Here is an 18237-nt window from a genome sequence, read left to right on the forward strand (position 1 = left end):
CCCGCGATGCTAGGGGCTGCTCAAAGCCAGCGCATGGCGCTGGGGATCAATACGTTCTGCCGCCCTTGAATTGCGCGTGCTGGCGGCGCTGCAACTGGCCCTTGGCGCTCATGGCCGTGAAGCTGACGCTGGCATGCGCATGCATCACCGCCAGGCCCAGCGCATCGGCCGCATCCTTGCCCGGTAGGCCCGGCAGCTTCAGCAGGTGCTGAACCATCGCCTGGATCTGCTCCTTCTTGGCATGCCCATGGCCGACCACGGCCTTCTTCATCTGCAGCGCGGTGTACTCGTTGACGCCCAGGCCGGCGCTGGTGAGCGCCGCCAGCGCGGCACCGCGCGCCTGGCCCAGCAGCAGGGTGGACTGCGGGTTCACGTTGACGAACACGATCTCCAGCGCGGCGCAGTCGGGCTTGTAGGTTTCGACGACCTCGCGCACACCCTCGAACAGGATCTTGATGCGCGCTGGCAAGTCCCCCGTGGGCACGCCCGTGGTCTTGATGGTGCCGCTGGCCACATAGGCCAGCCGCGGGCCATCGGCCTCGATGACGCCAAAGCCCGTGCATTGCAGGCCGGGGTCTATGCCAAGGATGCGCACGGCGTAAAGCCCCCCACGTTGTTGGCGCAGCGAGGGCTTGACGGGTTCCAGCAGCGGCGCAGCCGCTCGTGCGCACGGAGCGCGCCGTCAAAGCCCGTGCATTGCAGGCCGGGGTCGATCCCCAGAATCCTCATACGGACAGCTTGAAGTACCAGCGCACCGAGTGGAAGAAGATCGGCGCCGCAAAGCACAGGGCCGCCACGCGATCCAGCAGGCCCACGGCGCCCGTGATGCCGCTGCGATTGCCCCAGTAATGGATGCCGGCCTCGCGCTTCATCGCCTTCATCACCAGCGCGCCCAGGGTGCCCGAGGCGGCGGCGATGAAAGCCATCACGAAGGCCTGCCCGGCCTTGAAGGGCGTGACCCAGTAGAGCAGGGCGCCCACGAAGGCACCAGCCAGCGCGCCGCTCCACCAGGCGCGCTTGCTGAAGCTGCGGCTGATGGCGCGCACCGTCGGGATGCTGCGTACCGAGCGGCTCACGACCTCCTGCACGATCTGCGCCACCGACACCACGGTGACCAGGAAGAACAGCAGGAAGGCGCCCTTGCCGGCATAGCGCGGGAACTCCAGCAGCAGCAGGGCCGGTGCATGGCTGAGGCCATAGATGCAGACCATGATGCCCCACTGGATCTTGGCGTTGCGCTCCAGGAAGCGCTTGGGGTCGCCCGAGAGCGCGCTGATGACCGGGATGGCCAGGAAGGCGTAGACCGGGATCAGCACCGTGAACAGATCGAAGCGGCGGTTCGCCACCACGATGTACTGCAGCGGCAGGATGACGAAGAAGGCCGCGATCAGCGTGCGGTGGTCGCTGCGCGTGGTGTGCTGCAGGGTGATGAACTCGCGCAGGCAGAAAAAGCTGAACAGGCCGAACAGGATGGTCGAGCCGGCCGGCCCGCTGATCCAGGCCAGCCAGAACAGCAGCGCACCCACCCAGGAGGCGTTCAGGTCGCGCTGGAACTGTGCGCGGGCGCTGCGCGGGTTGATGGCCAGTTCTTCCGCCGGGTTCTTCAGCCGGTACAGCACGCCGCCGGCGGTGATCAGCAGCAGCAGGCCGAACAGCAGGGCGAAGAGCAGGGCGATCTGATCGGCGGGGGACCAGTGTTTGAGTTCGCTCATTGCTTCCAGCCCCCCGGCTTCAGAGCGGTGACCTCGGCGCGCGTGCGCTCCAGGAAGGCGCGCTTGTCCTCGCCCGGCTGGATCTGGGTCGGCGTGCCGAAGGTGACCGTGCAGAGGATGGGCACCGGCACCACTTCGCCCTTGGGCATCACGCGCTGCACGTTGTCGATCCAGGTCGGGATGATTTGCACGTTCGGGAACTGCTCGGCCAGGTGGTAGATGCCGGCCTTGAAGGGCATGGGCTCGCCCTTGTTGGAGCGCGTGCCCTCGGGAAAGATGATCAAGGAGTCGCCCTGCTTCAGCGCTTCCACCAGAGGCTCGAGCGGGTCTTCGTCGGGGTTGGCGCGGGTGCGGCTGACGTACACCGTGTTGAACACATCGGTGGTCAGCCAGGTCTTGAATTTGCCCTTGGTCCAGTAATCGCGTGCCGCGATGGCGCGCGTCTTGGCACGCAGCTCGCTGGGCAGGGCGGCCCAGATCAGCACCAGATCAAAGTGACTCTGGTGGTTGGCGATGTAGATGCGTTGTTCGTTGGAGGGCGGGCAACCAAGCCAGTGGCCCTGGGCCCCGGTGATCGCCCGCGCGAGAAAGCCCAGAAACGGGCCCATAAGGTCGGCTAGCCGCATGGGGCGGCATCCTACGGGCCCGATCGGTGCGATCAGGCGAGGACTTCCTCCAGCACCGGCACCTCGCCCCGCAGCGAATGCGGGTAGGCGTCGGTGATGCGCAACTCGATCAGCTCGTTCATCAGGCGCGGCGCGCCCTTGAAGTTGACGATGCGGTTGCACTCGGTGCGCCCCATCAGCTCGGTCGGGTCCTTCTTGGCATTGCCGACCACCAGCACCTTCTGCGTCGTGCCCACCAGGGTCTGGGAGATCGACAGCGCATGCGCCTCGATGGCCGCCTGCAGCTGCTGCAGGCGCGCGACCTTCACTTCATAGGGCGTGTCGTCCGGCAGGTTCGCCGCTGGCGTTCCGGGACGCGGGCTGAAGATGAAGCTGAACGAGGCATCGAAGCCGACGTCCTCGATCAGCTTCATGGTCTTGGCATGGTCCTCGTCGGTCTCGCCGGGGAAGCCGACGATGAAGTCGGAGGCGATGCGGATGTCCGGGCGGATGGCGCGCAGCTTGCGCACGATGCTCTTGAACTGGATGGCGCTGTAGCCGCGCTTCATCGCTGCCAGGATGCGGTCCGAGCCATGCTGCACCGGCAGGTGCAGGTGATTCACCAGCTGCGGGATCTTGGCGTAGGCCTCGATCAGGCGCGGGCTGAACTCGTTGGGGTGGCTGGTGGTGTAGCGGATGCGCTGGATGCCGGGGATCTCGGCCACGTACTCCAGCAGCATGGCGAAGTCGGCGATCTCGCCACTCTCCCCCATCTTGCCGCGGTAGGCATTGACGTTTTGACCCAGCAGAGTGACCTCGATCACGCCCTGCTCGGCCAGGCCGGCCACTTCTACCAGCACGTCCTCGAAGGGGCGGCTGACTTCCTCGCCGCGCGTGTAGGGCACCACGCAGTAGGAGCAGTACTTGCTGCAGCCTTCCATGATGGAGACGAAGGCCGAGCGGCCCTCGACCTTGGCCGGCGGCAGGTGGTCGAACTTCTCGATCTCGGGGAAGCTGATGTCCACCTGCGGGCGCGCCGCCGCCACGCGCTGGGCCAGCAGGTCGGGCAGGCGGTGCAGGGTCTGCGGGCCGAACACCACGTCCACATAAGGTGCGCGCTCGATGATGGCCGCACCCTCCTGCGAGGCGACGCAGCCGCCCACGGCGATCTTCACGCCCTTGGCCTTCAGGTGGCGCACGCGGCCCAGATCACTGAACACCTTCTCCTGCGCCTTCTCGCGTACCGAGCAGGTGTTGAAGAGGATCAGGTCGGCGGCTTCCGGGTCGTCGGTCTTCTCGTAGCCCTCGGCTTCGCGCATCACATCGGCCATCTTGTCCGAGTCGTACTCGTTCATCTGGCAGCCGAAGGTCTTGATAAATACTTTTTTGCTCATGGTCGCTCCAGCGAAGGGCCGCTCCCGAGCGGAGCGCGGCCCCCTCGGGGGGTGGCGGAGGTGCGCAGCACCGGAGACTGGGGGATTAGGGCTTCTGCCAGGTCTGGGTGCCGGGCTCGAAGCGCCACTGCGCGGCCTGCGCGGGCGTGGTCGGCCAGACTTTGTTGGCACGCTCGGCGGCGTTCAGGATCCAGACCTCTTTGATCATGCCGTCCGGCCACAGCGTGTAGTGCACCGGGAAGGTCTGGCCCACGATGGCACCGTGCAGCAACTGATGCCCATCGGCACCCCAGATGCGATGGCCGGGCGAGAGCAGGGCGGGCTTGCCGTTCAGGCGGGCTTCGGGGGCGAGCACGACCTTGAAGTCGCCGCGCAGGGCCTCGGCCGTGAAGGTGCGATGGGTTTGCGCCAGCGCGGGCGCGGCCGCCACCAGAACGGTGGCGGCAAACAGAGCACAGCGGTTCATGGGGTTCATCCAGGGGCTGCGTGATGGAACAAAGCCCCGGCGGTCTGAGACCGTCGGGGCTTTGGGATTTTGGTGGCGCTTCAGGGATTCGAACCCCGGACCTGCGGATTATGATTCCGTCGCTCTAACCGGCTGAGCTAAAGCGCCAAGAGCCCGCTAGTATAGGCAAAATTTTTCAGTTCGCAAGCCCCGTCAAATTTTTTCGGTGGCTCAGCGGTCCAGCGGATACCCGATGTTCAGCTTCTTCAAGAAAAAGCCCCCCAGCGCCGAAACCGGCACCGTCTTCACCGAGGTGGGCTTTACCGACGTGTTCCCGGCCAAGACGCCTGCGCCCGAGGTGCCGGCACCGGTGGCGCAAGTGCCGGTGGCTCCGGCCCTGCTGCCGGTACCCGCGGCGGAGCCGCTGCCGCCCCAACCCGCTGCGCCCGTCATGGCGCCTGCGCCCGCCGTCGTGCCGGTGCCTGCGGTGCTCAAGCCGGAGCTACCGGCGCCCGCAGCCAGTGCACCCGTGTCGCCGCCCGTGCCGGCTCCTCAAGTGGCTCCTGCGCCCGCCCTGGCGCCAGTCGCGCTGCCGGTCGTGGAGTCGCCGCAGCCCAAGCCCGAACCCAGCCGCGCCGGCTGGTTGAGCCGCCTGAAGGAGGGACTGCGCAAGACCGGCAGCAGCCTGGCCGGCGTGTTCAGCCGCACCAAGATCGACGACGCCCTGTACGAGGAGCTGGAGGAGGCGCTGCTACTGGCCGATACCGGCGTCAAGGCCACCGAATTCCTGCTTGAAGACCTGAAGCGCCGTGTGCGTGAAACGCGCACCACCGAGCCGCAGGCGGTCAAGGGACTGCTGGTCGATTCCCTGAGCGAACTGCTGAAGCCCCTGGAGCGTCCGCTCGAAATCGGCCGGCATGACCCGACGGTGATGATGGTGGTCGGCGTCAATGGCGCCGGCAAGACCACCAGCATCGGCAAGCTGACGCGCCACCTGCTGGAGGCCGAGCAAAAGGTGCTGATGGCGGCCGCCGACACCTTCCGCGCGGCCGCGCGCGAGCAGCTGGCCGTGTGGGCGCAGCGCGCAGACGGTAGCGGTGTGCAGGTGCAGGGCGCGGGATGGGTGGACATCGTCAGCCAGCAGGGCGGCGACCCGGCCGCGGTGACCTTCGATGCCGTCAACGCCGGCAAGGCGCGCGGCTGCGATGTGGTGATTGCCGACACCGCCGGCCGCCTGCCCACCCAGCTGCACCTGATGGAGGAGCTGAAGAAGATCAAGCGCGTCATCACCAAGGCGCAGCCCGATGCCCCGCATGAGGTGCTGCTGGTGGTGGACGGCAATACCGGCCAGAACGCGCTCACCCAGGTCAGGGCCTTTGACGACGCCCTGCAGCTGACGGGCCTGATCGTCACCAAGCTCGACGGCACGGCCAAGGGTGGGGTGTTGGCCGCCATCGCGCGCGAGCGGCCGGTGCCGGTCTACTTCATCGGCGTGGGCGAGAGGCTCGAAGACCTGCAGACCTTCAGTGCGCGCGAGTTCGCGCAGGCGCTGCTGAGCTGATCAGAGCGGGCTGAGCCCCAGGGCCTGGCGCAGCTCGGTCTGGTGCGGCACCCAGCCGGGCTGCCACTCCAGCACGTTCAGGCCGGCGGCGCGCAACACGCGCGCGAGGCGTTCGCGGCGCAGCTTGCCGCGCGGGCTTTCCTCGCGCGGGCACAGCAGCACGCAGGCGATGACCTGGCTGGTGCGGTCGCAAACGGCGAAATCGGCGCTCAGGCCGGAGATCCGTGACAGCCACTCGTTGTAGGAGCGTCGGTTCGGCACGCGCACCAGGCGGGCCAGCGGCAGGTGCACGAACACCTGGCAATCCGGCAGGGCCTGCAGCAGCTGGCCCTGGGCCAGGCGTTCGGGTGCGTTCAGCAGCCGGGCCGGCACGGGCGGCCAGGCAGCCACGGTGTCATCGCTCTGGGTCTTAAGGCTGCGTTGCAGCGGCAGCCAGTTGCTCAGTCTTTGCAGCAGAGGTACTTCGGTCATGGGCCGCGAGGCTATTGCGCCGCCCGGCCCGCAGGGGCTACCAATGGTGAACGGCGCCCCCCGCGGGCATGGGAAGGGTTGCCCCGAGCGGGTTCACCCCATGCCCGGCATGCCCTTCATGCCACCGAACTTCTTCATCATCTTGAAGAGGCCGCCGCCCTTCATCTTCTTCATCATGTCGCGCATCTGCTCGTACTGATTGAGCAAGCGGTTCACTTCCTGCACCTGCACGCCCGCGCCCTTGGCGATGCGCTTCTTGCGGGTGGCCTTGATGAGCTCGGGCTTGCGGCGCTCCAGCGGCGTCATCGAATGGATGATGCCGGTCATGCGCCGCATGTCCTTTTCGGCGCGCTCCATGTCGCCCGCACCGGCCTTGGCGGCGATCTGCGTGGGCAGCTTGTCCATCAGGCTGGACAGGCCGCCCATCTTCTTCATCTGCTGCAGCTGCAGCAGGAAGTCGTCGAGCGTGAAGGCGTCGCCGGCCTTGAGCTTGTCGGCCAATTGCTTGGCCGACTCCATGTCCACGCCCTTGGTCACCTCCTCGACGAGGGCCACGATGTCGCCCATGCCGAGCACGCGACCGGCGTGGCGTTCGGCGTCGAAGGCCTCCAGGCCGTCGATCTTCTCGCTCACGCCGGCAAACTTGATCGGCACGCCGGTGATGGCGCGCACCGACAGCGCCGCACCACCGCGCGAGTCGCCGTCCAGCTTGGTCAGCACGACGCCGGTCAGCGGCAGGGCCTCCTTGAAGGCCTTGGCGGTGTTGATGGCGTCCTGGCCCTGCATGGCATCGACGACGAACAGGGTCTCGACCGGCTTGAGCGTGGCGTGCAGCTCGCGGATCTCGGCCATCAGCACTTCGTCGATGGCCAGGCGGCCGGCGGTGTCGACCAGTAGCACGTCGAAGTAATGGCGGCGCGCGTGGTCCAGCGCGGCCAGCGCGATGTCGCGCGGCTTCTGGTCCGGCGTGGAGGGGAACCATTCGGCGCCAGCCTGCTTGGTCACCGTCTTCAGCTGCTCGATGGCGGCGGGGCGGTAGACGTCGCCGCTGACCGTCAGCACCTTCTTCTTGCGCTTCTCGATCAGGTGCTTGGCGAGCTTGGCCGTGGTGGTGGTCTTGCCCGCGCCCTGCAGGCCGGCCATCAGGATGACGGCGGGCGGCTGGGTGTGCAGATTGATGTCCGAGGCGCCCGGCTTGAGCTGGCCCTTGTCGTCCAGCTCGCCCATGGTGGCGGCGAGCTCCTTGTGCACGATGCCCACCAGGGCCTGGCCGGGCGTGAGCGAACCCACCACCTCCTGGCCCAGCGCCTTGTCCTTGACGCGGCTGATGAAGTCGCGCACCACGGGCAGGGCCACGTCGGCTTCCAGCAGGGCCATGCGCACCTCGCGCAACATCTCCTGCACATTCGTTTCGGTGATGCGGGCCTGGCCGCGCATCGTCTTGACCAGCCGACTCAGACGATCGGCAAGGGTGGAAGCCATCGGGGTGAGGGCGCGGGCCTGCGAAGGGGCGCCCGTAAACTAAAGACGACGATTTTATGGAGGGCGCGAGCCTGAACTCCTCAATGTGGCTGACTGGATGGAGCGCGCTGGCCTTGCTGGGCTATGCGCTGGCGGCCTGGGGGGCCAGCCCCGAGCGTGAACGCTGGATGCCGGCCCTGTGGCTGGCTTGGCCCGCCCACGCGGTGGCCTTGGTGTTCGATCTGGGCGGTATCGGCCAGTTGCCGGCGGGGGCGCGTTTCGGGTTTGCGCCGGCGCTGTCGCTGATGTTCTGGCTGGTCTGGGCGGTGGTGCTGATCGAAAGCCGCTTCCTGCCCCTGCAGTTCATGCGCCGCGTGCTGGCGATGCTGGCGGCCGCGGCGGTGGCGCTGGCCTGGGCTTTTCCCGGGCAACTGCATGCGGCCGCCACGCCCTGGGCGCCGCTGCACTGGGTGCTCGGGCTGGTGTCCTACGGACTGTTGGGCACGGCGGTTCTGCATGCCTGGCTGCTGGGCCGGGCCGAGCGCCAGATGCGCCACCCGAGCAGCGGGGGCGCGCCCGTGGGCCTGCCGCTGCTGCGCCTGGAGCGCCTGACCTTTCAATTCGTGGCGGCCAGCGTGCTGGTGCTGGGCCTGGCCCTGCTGCTCGGCGCGGCCCTGGGCGCGCCCTGGCACTGGGACCACAAGACCTTGTTTTCGCTGCTGGCCTGGTGCGTGTTGGCCGGCCTGCTGGCGGGCCGCCACTGGCTGGGTTGGCGCGGCGCCCAGGCCACCCGTTGGCTCTATGTGGGCGCGGCCCTGCTGCTGATGGCCTATGTGGGCTCGCGCTTTGTGTTGCAGGTCCTGCTGGGCCGGGTGGTCTGAACCATGCTGATGCGTCTGGTCTTTTTTCTGCTTATCGGTGGGCTGCTCTGGCTGGCGTGGCGCAAGCTGATGCCGCGCGATGCGGACGCGCCGCCCCCGGCGCCCCCGGCGCCCCCGGCGCCCGGCCCTGAGGTGATGCGCCGCTGTGCGGAGTGCGGCGTGCACATGCCCGAGAGCCAGGCCCTGCCCGGCCGTGGTGGGCATTTCTGCAGCGCAGCCCATCGCGACCAGTTCGAGACGCGCGAGCCGCGCTGAGCCGGTTTGAGCCGCCCGAGCCCGCCTCCCGAGGGCATGGAGCCGACGGCCGCGCCCTTGCGCACCGCCCGCCTGCTGGAAGGCAGCTTCGCGCGTCTGTATGCCGCCTTCCTGGCCGCCCGTGCCGCGCTGGGCGTGGCCCTGCTGCTGGTGCAGGCCAGCGGCTGGATGCTGGGCGGGCAGGCGCCTTCCGAGAGCCTGGCGCTGTGCGCGCTCTATGCGGGGCTGACGCTGGTGCACGCCCTGCTGCCGCGCCTGCGCCGGACTTCCAACCGCCGCAGCCTGGCGGCGATGAGCAGCCCGCGCTGGTGGGCCAGCATCGGTGTCGACCTGGCGACCTTCACGGCGCTGCAGGCCCTGCAGGGAGGCACGGGCCTGCCCGTCACGGCGCTGTTCTTCCTGCCGGTGATGACGGCGGGGGTGCTGTCCTCGCGGCGTGCCGCGCTGGCCTCGGCGGCCATGGCCACCCTGGGCCTGCTGGGTGGCCTGCTGTGGGCGGACATCAGCGGCAGCGAGCTGAGCCCGCGCTTCATGCAGGCCGGGGTGGCGGGCAGCGGTTACTTCGTTGTGGCCCTGCTGACGGCCGAGCTGGCCGCGCGCCTGGCGCGCGAGCAGCTCAGTGCGCGTGGCAGCGAGGCCCTGGCGCGCCAGCAGGCGGCGCTGAACCAGCTGGTCATCGACGAGATGCAGGAAGGCGTGCTCGTGGTGGATCGTCGCCTGCAGGTGCGCACCGCCAACCCCGCCGCCCGCATGCTGCTGGGGCAGGCCGAGCCCGTGGAGCCACCGCCCTTTGCCCTGCCCGATCAAACCGCCTGGGCCGGCCTGGTGGACACGGTGGAGCTGGCCTTTGCGGGCTCGCCCGGCGCCGAGCTGCGCGAGGTCACACTCGGCTTCCCGGCCGCGCCCGCCCGCACCCTGCGCGTGCGCAGCCGCCTCACGCCCAGTGGGGAGCCCGAAGGCGGTGAGGACCTGTGCGTGCTGCTGCTGGAAGACCGCGCCACCCTGATGGCCCGCATGCGCCAGGAGCGCATGGCTGCCATGGGTCGCATGTCGGCCGGCATCGCGCACGAGATCCGCAACCCGCTGGCGGCCATCTCGCAGGCCAACGCCCTGCTGGCCGAGGATGTGCCCGACCCGGGTGCGCAGCGCCTCACCGACCTGGTGGCGGCGAATGTGGCGCGGCTCAAGCGCATCGTTGACGACGTGATGGTGCTGGCGGCCGCGCCCGACATGGCGCTGGTGCGCCTGGATGCGGTGGCCAGCAGCCGCGAGATCGCGCAGGACTGGTCGCGCACGCAGGGCCTGTTCGCCGGGCGCGCGCTGCGCCTGGAACTGCCCGACGAGACCCTGCCGGTGCGCTTTGATGCCGAGCATTGGCGGCGCGTGCTGGTCAACTTGCTGGACAACGCCTGGCGGCATGCGCAGGAAGCCGCCCAGGCCCCCGATGCGCCGGCCGATTCGCCCTGGATCGTCATGCAGGTGCAGGCCGAGGCCGGCGGGGCACTGGTGCGCGTCTTCAACCCAGGGCCGGCCATCCGCCCGGAAATTGAACGCCATTTGTTCGAACCCTTCTATTCCAGCCGCAGCCGCGGCTCGGGCCTGGGCCTTTACATCTGCCGCGAACTCTGCGAGCGCTACCGCGCGCGCATCGACTACCGCGCCATGGCCCTGCATGAAGTGCCCGGCAACGCCTTCGAAGTCCATCTGCAGTCCGAGAATCCCGCGTGACGGCCCCTGGCCTGCCCTTCGCCACCCGCCCCAAGGGGGCCTCCGCCCGCGAGCATGAAGCCAATGACCGCCAATGACCGCCTGCTCGTCGTCGATGACGAGCCCGACCTGCGCACGCTCTACGAGCTGACCCTGCTGCGCGAGGGTTACAGCCTCGTCAGCGCCGAGACGGTGGCCGAGGCCCTGGCGCTGCTGCAGTCCGAGCGCTTCGCCGTCGTCATCACCGACATGCGCCTGCCCGATGGCTCGGGCCTGGACCTGCTGGCCTGGCTGGAGCAGCAGGGGCGCAACGAGCGCGCCATCGTCATCACCGCCCACGGCTCGGCCGAGAACGCCGTCGAGGCCCTGAAGGCCGGCGCCTTCGACTACCTGACCAAGCCGGTGGACCTGCGCCAGTTCCGCAGCGTGGTGGCCACCGCGCTGGGGCGCGAGCCCGGCCGCCCGGCGCCGCGGCGCGAGGAGGCCGCGCCCCGCACGAGCAGCAGCAGCGGTGCGCTGGCCCGCCTGGCCGGGCGTTCGCCGGCGATGGAGCAGGTGCGCGAGCTGATCCGCAAGGTCGGGCGCTCGATGGCGCCGGTGCTCTTGCAGGGCGAATCGGGCACCGGCAAGGAACTGGTGGCGCGCGCCATCCATGGCGAGGGCAGCCGGGCCAGCCAGCCCTTCATCGCCGTGAACTGCGGCGCCATACCGGAGCAATTGCTGGAGGCCGAGTTCTTCGGCTACCGCAAGGGCGCCTTCACGGGCGCCAGTGAAGACCGCGAGGGCTTTTTCCAGGCCGCGCAGGGCGGCACCCTGTTCCTGGACGAGATCGGCGACCTGCCGCTGGCCATGCAGAGCAAGCTGCTGCGCGCCATTCAGGAGCGCTCGGTGCGGCCGGTCGGTGCGGTCAGCGAGACGCCCGTCAACCTGCGCCTGCTCAGCGCCACGCACAAGGACCTGGCCGCCGAGGTGCAGGCCGGCCGCTTCCGCCAGGATCTGTACTACCGGCTCAACGTCATCCAGATCCGCGTGCCGCCGCTGCGCGAGCGCCTGGCCGACCTGCCCGATATCGGCACCAGCCTGCTGGAGCGCATTGCCCGCGATGCCGGCGTGCACCCGGTGCCGCGCCTGAGCCCGGGGGCGTTGGCGCGGCTCTCGGCCTACGCCTTCCCTGGCAATGTGCGCGAGCTGGAAAACGTGTTGCACCGCGCGCTGGCGCTCTCGGGCGCCAGTGAGCTGCAGGCCGAGGACCTGGACCTGCCGGACTGCGTGTCCGGCGAGGACTCCGCCTTCGGGGGCCTGGCGCCGCTGGGCCAGCCGGCCGCGGCGGCAGCGGAAGAAGAGGCCGGGCTGCCGCTGGATCTGACCCAGTACCTGGACGAGGTGGAACGCCGCGTGCTGCTGCGCGCCCTGGCCGAGTACCGCTTCAACCGCACCGCGGCGGGCGCGCGCCTGGGCCTGTCGCTGCGCCAGATGCGCTACCGCATGGCACGCCTGGGCATCCAGGTGGACGATGGCGAAGCCCGCGATGCCGGCTGAGGCACGAAGGCAGGGCCGTTGGCACGACGGCTGGTGGTCGGCGGCACGCGCCTGCCCCTCGCCCAACCAGGGGCCGCGCCCGCCCGGCGTGCCGGTCGATCTGGTGGTGCTGCACTCGATCAGCCTGCCGGCCGGTCAGTACGGCGGCCCGCAGGTCGAGGACCTGTTCCTGAACCGCCTGGATTGCGCCGCCCATCCCAGCTTCGAGTCCTTGCGCGGCGTCCAGGTGTCGGCGCACTTCCTGGTGCGGCGTGACGGCGAGCTGCTGCAGTTCGTGGCCGTGGACCGGCGCGCCTGGCATGCCGGGGTGTCGCAGTTCCAGGGCCGCGAGAACTGCAACGATTTCTCCGTCGGCATCGAACTGGAAGGCCTGGAGGGCCAGCCGTTCGAACCGGCCCAGTACCGCGCCCTGGTGCAGCTGCTGCGGGCCCTGCGCAGCCATCTGCCGCTGCGCCATGTGGTGGGTCACGAACATGTGGCACCGGGCCGCAAGCGCGACCCCGGCCCGGGCTTTGACTGGCCGCAGCTGCAGCGGCGCCTGCGCTGGAGCGCAGCGCGCTTCCCGTTCAGCCCGGGTTGAGCCGTTCGAGCTGGTGCACGCGCAGACTCCAGCCCAGCCAGAAGGGCAGCGGGATCACCAGCCAGATCAGTGAGCGCAGCGAGCCCAGGCTATCCGCGGCCGTCCCTTCCGGGGCCAGCAGCCAGGGCATGGGTGCCAGGAGGCAGCTCAGCAGGCCGGCCATGACGAGCAGGCGCAGGCCGCGCGCGCGGTCCTCGGGCACGCCCTCCCAGGACTGCCGAATGATGCCCAGCAGGCCCAGCCAGCCCAAGGCGGCCGTCAGGAGCCACAGTCCGTGCCAGGGCAGCAGCCAGGTCTTGGAGGCCTGCCCCAGCAGGGCCAGCCCACCCAGTGCCCCGTGGGTGATGAGCGCATAGCCATGCAGCAGCGCGAACAGCAGGCCTAGCAGCACGCCCAGCAGGCGCATCGAAGGCGCCTCGGGCCGGCTGGCGGGCGGTGGATCCAGGTCAAAGGGCTGGGTGTCCGGGCCGCCAGGGTGGGTGTCGCGAAAGGCCCTCATGGATGGATTTGGCTGAGCAGGCGGCGGGCAGTGTGAGGCCCGGTGTTGGCGACTGCCAAGCCCCGGCGCCGCCGTTCAAGCGGGGCACGGGGCCTTTGGTCGGAAGTCACGGCCGGCACGCGACCGTGACGGGGCGGTGGCAGGGCCTCAATGGCGGAAGTGGCGCACACCGGTGAAGACCATGGCGATGCCGCGTTCGTTGGCGGCGGCGATGACTTCCTCGTCGCGCATCGAGCCACCGGGCTGGATGACGCAGCTCGCACCGGCATCGGCCAGCACGTCCAGGCCGTCGCGGAAGGGGAAGAAGGCGTCGCTGGCCACCACCGAGCCCTGCAGGCTCAAGCCAGCGTTGCTGGCCTTGATGGCGGCGATCTTGGTCGAATCCACGCGGCTCATCTGGCCGGCGCCCACGCCCAAGGTCATGCCGCCGCCGCAGAAGACGATGGCATTGCTCTTCACGTACTGCGCCACGGTCCAGGCAAACATCAGGTCGTCCAGCTGCTGGGCGCTGGGCTGCAGGCTGGTGACGACCTTCAGGTCTTCCGGCTTCAGGAAGTGGTTGTCGGCGCTCTGCAGCAGCAGGCCCGAACCCACGCGCTTGCTGTCACCGGCATTGCGCCCCTGCAGCCAGGGCGTAGCGCCGCCGGGCGGCAGCTCGATCTGCAGCAGGCGCACGTTCACCTTGGACTTGAAGACCGCCAGCGCCTCGGGCGTGAAGGCCGGCGCCATCAGCACCTCGACGAACTGCTTGCTCACCGCTTCGGCCGCCGCGCCGTCCACTGGGCGGTTGAAGGCGATGATGCCGCCGAAGGCCGAGGTCGGATCGGTCTTGAAGGCCTTGGCATAGGCCTCGGCCGGGCTGGCGGCCACGGCCACGCCGCAGGGGTTGGCGTGCTTCACGATCACGCAGGCCGGGGCGCTGAAGCTCTTCACGCATTCCCAGGCGGCGTCGGCGTCGGCGATGTTGTTGTAGCTCAGCTCCTTGCCCTGCAACTGCTTGCCCGTCACCAGCGAGCCCGGCGCGGGGAACAGGTCGCGGTAGAGCGCGGCGCTCTGGTGGCTGTTCTCGCCATAGCGCAGGTCCTGCACCTTGACGAAGCAGCTGTTCATCTGGCCCGGGTACTCGCTGCGGCTGCCGTCGGCCTGCACGCTGCTGAGGTAGTTGCTGATGGCGGCGTCGTACTGGGCGATGCGGTTGAAGGCGGCCACGCTGAGCTTGAAGCGGGTGGCGTCGCTGGTCTTGCCGCCGGCCTTGAGCTCGGCCAGCACCTCGGCGTATTGGGCGGCGTCGGTCAGCACCGACACGTCCTTCCAGTTCTTGGCCGCGCTGCGCACCATCGCCGGGCCGCCGATGTCGATGTTCTCGATCGCGTCTTCCAGCGTGCAGCCCGGCTTGGCCACGGTGGCTTCAAACGGATAGAGGTTGACGGCCAGGATGTCGATGCGGGTGATGCCGTGCTCTGCAAGAGCGGCCACATGCTCGGGCAGGTCGCCGCGCGCCAGCAGGCCGCCGTGGATCTTCGGGTGCAGGGTCTTGACGCGGCCGTCCATCATTTCGGGAAAGCCGGTGTGCTCGGCCACCTCGGTCACGGGCAGGCCGTTGTCGGCCAGCAGCTTGGCGGTGCCGCCGGTGCTGAGCAGCTTGCAGCCGAGGGCGTGCAGGCCCTGGGCGAATTCGAGGATGCCGGTCTTGTCGGAGACCGAGAGCAGGGCGGTGAGGGCCATGGGCTGTCCTTAGAGGAGGTTGTGATCGTTCAGCTTGCGACGCAGGGTGTTGCGGTTGATGCCCAGCCACTCGGCGGCGCGGCTCTGGTTGCCTTCGCAACGTGCCATCACCACTTCGAGCAGGGGCTTCTCACACAGCTTGATCACCATGTCGTGCAGGGAATGCGGGGTCTCGCCGTCGAGGTCGCGGAAGTAGGCTTCCAGGTTCTCGCGCACGCAGACGTCGATGGGCTTGAGGTCCATTGCTTGTCGTTCTTCGGGTTCAGGCGCACAGGGCCTGGCTGTCGTTGGCGGCGGGCAGGCGCTCGAACTGCTGGCCCAGGCGCGTGAAGGTGTCGCGCAGCCAGGCCTGCTGGGCCGCGCTGCTGTCCAGCTGGTTCATCTGCTGGCGCAGGGCCTCGCCATCGGGAAGGGTCTTGAGCGTCCAGCCGATGTGCTTGCGCGCGCTGCGAGTGCCAGTGAATTCACCGTACAGGCCGTAGTGCTCGTCCAGGTGCTCCAGCAGCCAGTCCAGCACCTCGGCCACGCGCGGCGCGGGGCGGTGCGTGCCATGAGCGAAGAAGTGCAGGATGTCGCCAAAGATCCAGGGCCGGCCCTGGGCGGCGCGGCCGATCATCAGCGCGTCCGCACCCGTGGCGGCCAGCACGGCGGCGGCCTTCTCGGGCGAATCGATGTCGCCGTTGGCCACCACCGGGATCTTCAGTGCGCGCTTGACGGCGGCGATGGTTTCATACTCCGCCTCGCCGCCGTAGCCCTGCTCGCGCGTGCGGCCGTGGATGGTGAGCAGCTGGATGCCGCGCGCCTCGGCGCCCTGGGCGATGGCGAGCGCGTTCTTGTGCGACTGGCACCAGCCGGTGCGCATCTTCAGCGTCACCGGCACCGCACCCGCGGCCTGCACCACGGCCTCGACGATCGCCAGCGCCAGCGGCTCGTCCTGCATCAGCGCCGAGCCGGCCCATTTGGTGCAGACCTTCTTGGCCGGGCAGCCCATGTTGATGTCGATGATCTGGGCGCCGCGCTCGATGTTGTAGCGCGCCGCCTCGGCCATCTCGGCCGGGTCCACGCCGGCGATCTGCACGGCGATGGGCGCGGTCTCACCCTGGTGGTCGGCACGCCGGCTGGTCTTCAGGCTGTGCCAAAGCGCCTTCTGGCTGGTCACCATCTCGCTTACCGCATGGCCCGCGCCCAGGCGCTTGCACAGCTTGCGGAACGGCCGGTCCGTCACCCCCGCCATGGGCGCAACGAACAGCCGGTTCGGCAGCTCGTGATTGCCGATGCGCAGGGGGGTGGAGACCAAGGGGAACTGCCTAAAAAAGGGGCAGAAGTGTAACTGGGTGCGGTTTTTCGACCCCGGTCAGAATCCGCGCCCCATGGAAGCTTGGTTGTCCACCCACATTGCCGCCCTGCTGGCCTGGCTGGCGCTGCCCGCCGTGGGGCTGCCGGCGGTGTTCCTGGTGGCGCTGGTCTCGGCCACGTTGCTGCCCATGGGTTCGGAGCCGGTGGTGTTCGCGCTCATCCAGGCCGACCCGGCGCTGTTCTGGCCGGCCATCGGGGTCGCCACGCTGGGCAACACGCTGGGCGGCGGCATCAGCTGGGGCATGGGCTATGGCGCCGAGCGCGGCTACGAGCGCTGGCGCCAGCACCAGCCACGCCACCCACGCCTGCTGCAGCTGCTGCAGCGCTTCGGCCCCAAGGCCTGCCTGCTTTCCTGGCTGCCGGTGGTGGGCGACCCGCTGTGCGCCGTGGCCGGCTGGCTGCGCCTGCCCTTCTGGCCCTGCCTGCTGTACATGGGCATCGGCAAGTTTTTGCGCTACCTCCTGATGACTTCCGCGCTGCTGTGGGTCTGGCCCGCAGAATGGACGCTTCCGTAGATTGGATCCAAACATGAACGCCTACGCCGACCTCGTCCGCCGCCACCATCGCATGCACCGCCTGGGGCATCTGCAGTCCATCGCCTCCTGGGATCAGCAGTCCTTCATGCCGCCCAAGGGCAACGAGGCGCGCGCCGCGGCGCTGGCCGAGATGGGTGGCCTGCTGCACGAGCTGGCCACCGCGCCCGAGCTGAAGACCCTGCTGGAACAGGCCGAGGGCGAGGGCCTGGGGGACTTCGAGCGCGCCTCGCTGCGCGAGATGAAGCGCAGCTGGCGCGCCAGCAACGCGCTGCCGCAGGCCCTGGTGGAGGCCATGAGCCTGGCCGCCTCGCGCAGCGGCCACGCTTGGCGCGAACAGCGCAAGGCCAACGACTGGAAGGGCCATCTGCCCAACCTCAAGGAAGTGGTGAAGCTGACGCGCGAGGCTGCCGGCCACCTCAGCCAGGCCACCGGTCTGAGCAAGTACGACGCCCTGCTCGACCAGTACGAGCCCGGCATGCGAAGCAGAGACATCGACCGCGTGTTCGGCGACCTGCGCCAGTGGCTGCCCGGCCTGATCCGTGACGTGCAGGCGCGCCAGGCCAGTGAGACCGTGATCCAGCCGACCGGCCCCTTCGACAAGGCCGCGCAGCGCGAACTGGGCCTGGCGGCGATGAAGCTGATGGGCTTCGACTTCGAGGCCGGGCGCCTGGACGAATCGGCCCACCCGTTCTGCGGCGGCGTGCCCGAGGACGTGCGCATGACCACGCGCTACAAGGAAGACGACGCGCTGCCCGCGCTGATGGGCGTGATCCACGAGACCGGCCATGGTCGCTACGAGCAGAACCTGCCGCGCGAGTGGCTGGGCCTGCCGATCGCCAACGCGCGCTCCATGGGGCTGCACGAGAGCCAGTCGCTCAGTTTCGAGATGCAGCTGGGCTCGCACCCGGGCTTCGCGCAGCAGCTCTCGCCGCTCTTGATGAAGCACCTGGGCGCGCAGCCCGCGTGGGAGCCGGAGAACCTGCACAAGCTGCTGACGCGCGTGAAGCCGGGCTTCATCCGCGTGGATGCCGACGAGGTGACCTACCCCTGCCATGTGATCCTGCGTTACGAGATCGAGCGCCCCTTGGTGGAGGGCGAGATCGAGTGCGAGGACATCCCCGCGCTGTGGAACGCCAAGATGCAGGAGCTGCTGGGCCTCTCCACCGAAGGCAACTACACCAACGGCTGCATGCAGGACGTGCACTGGCCCGAGGGCCTGATCGGCTACTTCCCCTGCTACACCCTGGGCGCCATGTACGCCGCGCAGTGGTTCGCCACCATGCGCAAGGAGATCCCGGGCCTGGATGCCGGCATTGCGCGCGGCGAGCTCACGCCCGTGTTCGACTGGCTGCAGGCCAAGATCTGGAGCCAGGGTTCGCGCTGGGAAACGCCGGAACTGGTGCAGCGCGCCAGCGGTGAGGTGCTGAACCCGGCGCACTTCCAGGCGCATCTGCGCTCACGGTATCTGGGCTGAATGAGCAAGGGGCGCCGCGGCGCCCCTTGTTTCTTC

19 protein-coding genes and 1 tRNA gene are annotated in these 18237 nt (G+C 69.1%); 8 read left to right on the forward strand and 12 right to left on the reverse strand.

Features of this window, described 5'->3' with window-relative positions:
• Nucleotides 1-46 precede the first annotated feature (46 nt).
• The 6 genes from ruvC to I7X39_RS18855 all read right to left on the reverse strand — a co-directional run bounded on the left by ruvC (nucleotide 47) and on the right by I7X39_RS18855 (nucleotide 4324).
• Nucleotides 47-595, reverse strand: coding sequence for a crossover junction endodeoxyribonuclease RuvC (ruvC, locus tag I7X39_RS18830; protein WP_198112718.1), 549 nt, complete (start codon nucleotides 593-595; stop codon nucleotides 47-49).
• 130 nt (nucleotides 596-725) lie between these two features.
• Nucleotides 726-1712, reverse strand: a complete 987-nt coding sequence (locus I7X39_RS18835; protein WP_198112719.1) for a phosphatidate cytidylyltransferase — start codon at nucleotides 1710-1712, stop codon at nucleotides 726-728.
• Entirely contained in the window at nucleotides 1709-2338 is a 630-nt protein-coding gene (locus I7X39_RS18840; protein WP_198112720.1) for a lysophospholipid acyltransferase family protein, read from the reverse strand. The genes I7X39_RS18835 and I7X39_RS18840 overlap by 4 nt, the downstream gene beginning before the upstream one ends.
• 32 nt (nucleotides 2339-2370) lie before the next feature.
• Nucleotides 2371-3711 (reverse strand): tRNA (N6-isopentenyl adenosine(37)-C2)-methylthiotransferase MiaB, encoded by a 1341-nt coding sequence (gene miaB / locus I7X39_RS18845; protein WP_198112721.1) that lies wholly within the window; start codon nucleotides 3709-3711, stop codon nucleotides 2371-2373.
• Between the two features lie 85 nt (nucleotides 3712-3796).
• On the reverse strand, nucleotides 3797-4177 hold the full coding sequence (locus tag I7X39_RS18850; protein ID WP_198112722.1) for a hypothetical protein: 381 nt from the start codon (nucleotides 4175-4177) through the stop codon (nucleotides 3797-3799).
• 70 nt (nucleotides 4178-4247) lie between these two features.
• Nucleotides 4248-4324, reverse strand: a tRNA-Met gene (locus I7X39_RS18855).
• Nucleotides 4325-4409: 85 nt separating this feature from the next.
• Between I7X39_RS18855 and ftsY the strand changes: the two genes are divergently transcribed.
• Nucleotides 4410-5717 carry a signal recognition particle-docking protein FtsY gene (ftsY, locus tag I7X39_RS18860; RefSeq protein ID WP_198112723.1) on the forward strand — a complete coding sequence of 436 codons (1308 nt, stop codon included), beginning with the start codon at nucleotides 4410-4412 and terminating at the stop codon, nucleotides 5715-5717.
• Here the strand turns inward: ftsY and I7X39_RS18865 are convergent, their stop codons facing one another.
• On the reverse strand, nucleotides 5718-6188 hold the full coding sequence (locus tag I7X39_RS18865) for a DUF2726 domain-containing protein (RefSeq protein ID WP_198112724.1): 471 nt from the start codon (nucleotides 6186-6188) through the stop codon (nucleotides 5718-5720).
• Nucleotides 6189-6281: 93 nt separating this feature from the next.
• Nucleotides 6282-7670 (reverse strand): signal recognition particle protein, encoded by a 1389-nt coding sequence (gene ffh, locus I7X39_RS18870; protein ID WP_198112725.1) that lies wholly within the window; start codon nucleotides 7668-7670, stop codon nucleotides 6282-6284.
• An 83-nt stretch (nucleotides 7671-7753) separates the two neighbouring features.
• On the opposite strand from ffh, the gene I7X39_RS18875 reads away from it, so the two are divergent.
• Genes I7X39_RS18875 through ampD form a run of 5 tightly spaced genes read left to right on the forward strand, consistent with a single transcriptional unit; the run spans nucleotide 7754 to nucleotide 12611 of the window.
• Nucleotides 7754-8530 carry a cytochrome C assembly family protein gene (locus tag I7X39_RS18875; protein WP_232352057.1) on the forward strand — a complete coding sequence of 259 codons (777 nt, stop codon included), beginning with the start codon at nucleotides 7754-7756 and terminating at the stop codon, nucleotides 8528-8530.
• Between the two features lie 3 nt (nucleotides 8531-8533).
• Complete coding sequence (locus I7X39_RS18880) at nucleotides 8534-8785, forward strand: PP0621 family protein (RefSeq protein ID WP_198112727.1); 252 nt, start codon at nucleotides 8534-8536, stop codon at nucleotides 8783-8785.
• A gap of 6 nt (nucleotides 8786-8791) precedes the next feature.
• Complete coding sequence (locus I7X39_RS18885) at nucleotides 8792-10513, forward strand: sensor histidine kinase (RefSeq protein WP_198112728.1); 1722 nt, start codon at nucleotides 8792-8794, stop codon at nucleotides 10511-10513.
• 54 nt (nucleotides 10514-10567) lie between these two features.
• The gene (locus I7X39_RS18890; protein ID WP_198112729.1) at nucleotides 10568-12031 is read left to right on the forward strand and encodes a sigma-54-dependent transcriptional regulator; all 1464 of its coding nucleotides are present in this window, start codon (nucleotides 10568-10570) and stop codon (nucleotides 12029-12031) included.
• A complete protein-coding gene (ampD, locus tag I7X39_RS18895) occupies nucleotides 12006-12611 on the forward strand; it encodes a 1,6-anhydro-N-acetylmuramyl-L-alanine amidase AmpD (RefSeq protein WP_232352058.1) in 606 nt (201 codons plus the stop codon). The genes I7X39_RS18890 and ampD overlap by 26 nt, the downstream gene beginning before the upstream one ends.
• Here ampD and I7X39_RS18900 read toward each other — a convergent pair.
• The 4 genes from I7X39_RS18900 to dusB form a co-directional block, all read right to left on the reverse strand.
• Entirely contained in the window at nucleotides 12598-13110 is a 513-nt protein-coding gene (locus I7X39_RS18900) for a hypothetical protein (protein ID WP_198112730.1), read from the reverse strand. The two genes, ampD and I7X39_RS18900, sit on opposite strands and share 14 nt — an antisense overlap.
• Before the next feature lie 147 nt (nucleotides 13111-13257).
• Complete coding sequence (gene purH, locus I7X39_RS18905) at nucleotides 13258-14835, reverse strand: bifunctional phosphoribosylaminoimidazolecarboxamide formyltransferase/IMP cyclohydrolase (protein ID WP_198112731.1); 1578 nt, start codon at nucleotides 14833-14835, stop codon at nucleotides 13258-13260.
• Nucleotides 14836-14844: 9 nt separating this feature from the next.
• Complete coding sequence (locus I7X39_RS18910; protein ID WP_198112732.1) at nucleotides 14845-15078, reverse strand: helix-turn-helix domain-containing protein; 234 nt, start codon at nucleotides 15076-15078, stop codon at nucleotides 14845-14847.
• Nucleotides 15079-15097: 19 nt separating this feature from the next.
• Complete coding sequence (gene dusB / locus I7X39_RS18915; protein WP_198112769.1) at nucleotides 15098-16117, reverse strand: tRNA dihydrouridine synthase DusB; 1020 nt, start codon at nucleotides 16115-16117, stop codon at nucleotides 15098-15100.
• Nucleotides 16118-16205: 88 nt separating this feature from the next.
• Here dusB and I7X39_RS18920 point away from each other — a divergent pair, with 88 nt between their 5' ends.
• Together I7X39_RS18920 and I7X39_RS18925 are read left to right on the forward strand one after the other, a co-directional pair.
• Nucleotides 16206-16706 (forward strand): YqaA family protein, encoded by a 501-nt coding sequence (locus I7X39_RS18920; protein WP_198112733.1) that lies wholly within the window; start codon nucleotides 16206-16208, stop codon nucleotides 16704-16706.
• A gap of 13 nt (nucleotides 16707-16719) precedes the next feature.
• A complete protein-coding gene (locus I7X39_RS18925; RefSeq protein ID WP_198112734.1) occupies nucleotides 16720-18201 on the forward strand; it encodes a carboxypeptidase M32 in 1482 nt (493 codons plus the stop codon).
• Nucleotides 18202-18237 lie beyond the last annotated feature (36 nt).

The sequence above is a fragment of the Inhella proteolytica genome (assembly GCF_016093275.1).
GTDB lineage: Bacteria > Pseudomonadota > Gammaproteobacteria > Burkholderiales > Burkholderiaceae_C > Inhella > Inhella proteolytica.

Excerpts from the sequence above, each read along its gene's own strand:
- I7X39_RS18835 (WP_198112719.1), bottom strand. The coding sequence starts at position 1,712 with ATGAGCGAACTCAAACACTGGTCCCCCGCCGATCAGATCGCCCTGCTC.
- I7X39_RS18840 (WP_198112720.1), bottom strand. The coding sequence starts at position 2,338 with ATGCGGCTAGCCGACCTTATGGGCCCGTTTCTGGGCTTTCTCGCGCGG.
- miaB (WP_198112721.1), bottom strand. The coding sequence starts at position 3,711 with ATGAGCAAAAAAGTATTTATCAAGACCTTCGGCTGCCAGATGAACGAG.
- I7X39_RS18850 (WP_198112722.1), bottom strand. The coding sequence starts at position 4,177 with ATGAACCGCTGTGCTCTGTTTGCCGCCACCGTTCTGGTGGCGGCCGCG.
- ftsY (WP_198112723.1), top strand. The coding sequence starts at position 4,410 with ATGTTCAGCTTCTTCAAGAAAAAGCCCCCCAGCGCCGAAACCGGCACC.
- I7X39_RS18865 (WP_198112724.1), bottom strand. The coding sequence starts at position 6,188 with ATGACCGAAGTACCTCTGCTGCAAAGACTGAGCAACTGGCTGCCGCTG.
- ffh (WP_198112725.1), bottom strand. The coding sequence starts at position 7,670 with ATGGCTTCCACCCTTGCCGATCGTCTGAGTCGGCTGGTCAAGACGATG.
- I7X39_RS18875 (WP_232352057.1), top strand. The coding sequence starts at position 7,754 with ATGTGGCTGACTGGATGGAGCGCGCTGGCCTTGCTGGGCTATGCGCTG.
- I7X39_RS18880 (WP_198112727.1), top strand. The coding sequence starts at position 8,534 with ATGCTGATGCGTCTGGTCTTTTTTCTGCTTATCGGTGGGCTGCTCTGG.
- I7X39_RS18890 (WP_198112729.1), top strand. The coding sequence starts at position 10,568 with ATGAAGCCAATGACCGCCAATGACCGCCTGCTCGTCGTCGATGACGAG.
- ampD (WP_232352058.1), top strand. The coding sequence starts at position 12,006 with ATGGCGAAGCCCGCGATGCCGGCTGAGGCACGAAGGCAGGGCCGTTGG.
- I7X39_RS18900 (WP_198112730.1), bottom strand. The coding sequence starts at position 13,110 with ATGAGGGCCTTTCGCGACACCCACCCTGGCGGCCCGGACACCCAGCCC.
- purH (WP_198112731.1), bottom strand. The coding sequence starts at position 14,835 with ATGGCCCTCACCGCCCTGCTCTCGGTCTCCGACAAGACCGGCATCCTC.
- I7X39_RS18910 (WP_198112732.1), bottom strand. The coding sequence starts at position 15,078 with ATGGACCTCAAGCCCATCGACGTCTGCGTGCGCGAGAACCTGGAAGCC.
- I7X39_RS18920 (WP_198112733.1), top strand. The coding sequence starts at position 16,206 with ATGGAAGCTTGGTTGTCCACCCACATTGCCGCCCTGCTGGCCTGGCTG.
- I7X39_RS18925 (WP_198112734.1), top strand. The coding sequence starts at position 16,720 with ATGAACGCCTACGCCGACCTCGTCCGCCGCCACCATCGCATGCACCGC.